Below are 3,959 nucleotides of genomic sequence, written 5' to 3'. Positions count from 1 at the left end.
GGCGTTCACGCCGTGATAACCGGCGAGGTCAGCGACCAGGGCTTCGGCATTCTGCCCATCGCGCGTTTCGAGCTGCCGCTGGCGCGCCACAAGGTGCGTTACTGCGGCGAGCCGGTGGCGGCGGTGGCGGCCGAGACGCCGGAGATCGCGGCCCAGGCGCTGGGGCTGATCGAACTCGAGCTGCGCGAGTTGCCGGCTTACGATTCCGCCGACGCCCTGGTCGAGGGGGCGGCCGAGATCAACGCCGAGCGCAAAGGCAACCTCGACCGCCTGGCCGAACACGAACTGGGCGACGTCGATGCCGCCTTTGCCGCGGCGGATCTGGTGCGCGAGGCGAGCTTCCATTGCGGCGAGGTCAACCACGCCCAGATCGAGACCCACGCGGCGCTGGCCGATTACGATCCCGACCGCGGCCACCTGACGGTGCACTGCACAACGCAAGTGCCCTATTACGTGCACCTCATGCTGGCCAAGGTGCTGGACCTGGAGATGGCCCACATCCGCGTCGTCAAGCCCTTCATCGGCGGCGGCTTCGGCAGCCGGGCCGAGGCCCTCAACGTCGAGATCATCGCCGCCCTTCTGGCCCGCGAGGCCGGCGGACGCGTGCGCCTGGTGCTGAGCCGCGAGGAAACCTTCATCAGTCACCGCGGCCGGCCTGACACTCATCTGCGCCTGAAGATCGGGCTGCGCCGCGACGGCAGCATAACCGGCGTCGAGCTCGAGAACGACCAGCGCGGCGGCGCCTACAGCGGCTATGGCGTCATCACGCTGCTTTATGCCGGGGCGCTGCTGCACGGCCTCTATGCCCTCGAGAACGCGCGTTACCTGGGCCGCCGCGTGGTCACCAACACGCCGGTCTGCGGCGCCATGCGGGGCCACGGCACCATCAACGTGCGTTTCTGTTTCGAATCCATGCTCGACGACATGGCGGCCGAGCTGGGTCTCGACCCCCTCGAGCTGAGACGGCGGAATTTCCTCACCGCCCCCACCTTCACGGCCAACGACCTGATGGTGAATTCCTATGGCCTGCCCGAATGCATCGACTGGGTGGAAGCGGCCAGCGGCTGGCGGGAGAAACGCGAAAACGGCCTGGAGGCGGCGCCTGAGGGCCACCGCCGCGGCATCGGCTTTGCCTGTTCGCACATGGTCACGGGCGCCGCCAAGCCGGTCAACTGGACCGGCGAGCCCCACGCCACGGTCAAGCTCAAGCTCGACTTCGACGGCCGCCTGACGGTGCTCACCGGCGGCCCCGAGATCGGCCAGGGATCAAGCACGGTGATGGCCCAGATCGCCGCCGAGGTGGTGGGCGTCGGCCTCGACCGGGTGCGGGTGATCTCCAGCGACAGCGACATCGTGCCCAAGGACAACGGCGCCTATTCCTCGCGCATGACCTTCATGCTGGGGAACGCGACGTTGGCGGCGGCCGACAAACTGCGGGCCCGCCTGGTCGAGGCGGCGGCGCGGAAGCTCGAGGCGGCGCCCGAGGACATCGTGGTGATCGACGAAAGCTACCGCGCCGCCAGCCAGGACCGGGGCCTGAAATTTCACGAAGTCGCCGAAGCGGCGCTGGCCGGCGGCGGCACCGTCAGCGTCACCGGCAACTACGACACGCCGCCGGAATCGCATGGCGGCAAGAAGTACCGGGGCTCGGCCGTGGGCGCCACCATGGGTTTTTCCTACGCCGCCGTGGTGGCCGAGGTGACCCTCGACGAAGCCTCGGGCGTGGTCACGGTGGACGACGTCTGGGTGGCGCTGGATTGCGGCCGGGCCATCAACCCGCTCGCCGTCGAGGGCCAGATCCACGGCGCCGTCTGGATGGGCCTGGCCCAGGCGCTTTATGAGGAAACCGGCTACCACCTGGGCCTGCCGACACGCGCCAACCTGCTCGACTACCGCATCCCGACGATCATGGATTCGCCTCCCATCCACGCCCACATCGTCGAAAGCATCGATCCCCTGGGCCCCTTCGGCGCCAAGGAGGGCAGCGAAGGACCGCTGGCCGGCATCATCGCGGCGCTGGCCAATGCCATAAAAGATGCCACGGGCATCCGCTTCGAGGAATTGCCCATAACCCCCGACCGGGTGCTGGCGGCGCTGGAGCGCGAAAGACGGAAAGGTAACTGATGGCGGATCTCAAATCGGCTCTGGCCTACCCGCCCGAACGGGCCAAGCGTTTTATCGAACAGGGTGACTGGAGCGACACCATGCCCTCGGACTGGCTGGCCCAGTGGGCCCGCAAGGCGCCAGACCGGCCGGCCGCCCTGGCGCCCGGCGGCGGCCTCAGTTATGCCGAGCTCGACGATCAGGTAAGGCGTTTCGCCCGCGGCCTGCTGGCCCAGGGCTTCAGGAAGGGCGACGTCATCGGTGTTCAACTTCCCAACGTGCCGGCCATTCTGGTGGCACTTTACGGCATCCAGGCCATGGGCGGCGTGCCGGCGCTTTTGCACATGCCCTACCGGGGTGGCGAGCTGGAGCCCTTGTTGCGCCACGTGGCGGCCCGCGGCGTGGTCTGCTTCGCCGGCATCGAGGGCTTCGATGCCGCGGCCCTGATGGCCGAGATGCAAGCCAAGGTGCCCAGCCTGGAGCAAGTCATCGTGGTCGGTGGCACGGCCCCGGCCGGTTCGCTCGCATTCGATAATCTACTCGCCCACGAACCCGGTGAGATCGCCGATCCACCCGGTCCCGACGACCCGGGCGTGGTGATGTTCACCTCGGGCACGACGTCGGCGCCCAAGGCCGTGGTGCATCCCTATCGCACGCTGGTGCTGGACGGCGTGAGCTGCGCCCGCGGCTTCCATATCGATGCCGAGCAGACGGTGCTTTGCGCCCCCGCCTTTACCCACGCCTTCGGCCTGATCGTGCTGCTGGCCATGCTCGAGGCCGGTGCCACCAACGCCATGATGGCGGCCTATGCGCCGCCGGTTCTGGAAGGCACCTTGGTGCGCGACGAAGTGACCATCCTTTTCTGTGGCCCGGCTCACGTGAAGGCCGGCCGCAAGGCGGGGTTCTTCGGCCCCGCCGTTTGCCAGAACTTGCGGCGAGTCTTCATCGGCGGTGCGGTCTGCCTGCCCGAGGTGCTGATCGGCCTGGAGGAGGCCTGCCCCGGCGTCCGCGTCTGCCAGACCTGGGGCATGACGGAGGTGCTCGACATCATCATCGGCCACGAGGACGCGCCGCAAGAGGTGCGGGCCACCAGCATCGGCCCCGTGTTCGGCGACTGCAGCGCCCGCATTTGCGATCCGGACGGCGTCGAGCTCGCCAGCGGTGATGAGGGCGAGCTGGAGATCCGCAGCCCCTATAATTTTTGGGGCTATCTCGACAACCAGGCCGCCAACGAGGCTTCCTTCCGGTCCGGCGGCTGGTTCCGCACCGGCGACTTGGCGCGCATCGATGCAGCAGGCAACATCACCGTCACCGGGCGCCTGAAAGACGTCATCATGCGCGGCGGCATCAAGATCAACCCCCTCGACGTCGAGGAACTGATGGAAGCCCACGCCGCCGTACTGCAGGCCGCCATGGTGCCGGTGCCCGACGAGGTGCTGGGCGAACGCGCCTGTCTGTTCGTGGTGCTGGCACCGGAGGCGGCGCTGACGCTCGACGACGTCAAGGAATACCTGGCGGGTGCCAAAGTGGCCAAAATGTTCTGGCCCGAACGCCTGGCGATCGTCGAATCCATGCCCATGACGCCGACCCGCAAGGTCATTAAGGGGCGGTTGAGGGTACCTCCAGAGTAGAGTTGGGTGGCACCGTCCATTGGTGAACCACAGAGACACAGAGGCACAGAGAGGGCTTGGATTGCTTCGCCTAGAATCTCTGTGTCTCTGTGTCTCTGTGCCTTCTGTAATCGGTTGGTTGATGTCAAGCTCCGAACGCCCTTTGTTTCCGTCTCCGCGGTGATGCCTGCAGGGGCTCCGTTCTTCTGTCCGCAGTCGGCGCCCAGGCTTCCTGCCGGAAGCCCT

2 protein-coding genes are annotated in these 3,959 nt (G+C 67.3%); both read left to right on the top strand.

Annotation, left to right across the window (positions count from 1 at the left end; all coding sequences use genetic code 11):
• Positions 1 to 2,124 (top strand): molybdopterin-dependent oxidoreductase (locus QGG75_12145; protein MDP6067982.1); only part of this gene is annotated, 2,124 nt, incomplete at its 5' end.
• Positions 2,124 to 3,734, top strand: a complete 1,611-nt coding sequence (locus QGG75_12140) for a class I adenylate-forming enzyme family protein (protein MDP6067981.1) — start codon at positions 2,124 to 2,126, stop codon at positions 3,732 to 3,734. The genes QGG75_12145 and QGG75_12140, both read left to right, overlap by 1 nt.
• The last annotated feature ends 225 nt before the right edge of the window (positions 3,735 to 3,959 follow it).

It is taken from the genome of Alphaproteobacteria bacterium (genome assembly GCA_030740435.1).
GTDB lineage: Bacteria > Pseudomonadota > Alphaproteobacteria > UBA2966 > UBA2966.
This window is presented reverse-complemented; position numbering and strand designations above follow the sequence as displayed.

What these genes read in the sequence shown, in the direction of transcription:
- QGG75_12140 (MDP6067981.1), top strand. Translation starts at nt 2,124, where the DNA reads ATGGCGGATCTCAAATCGGCTCTGGCCTACCCGCCCGAACGGGCCAAG.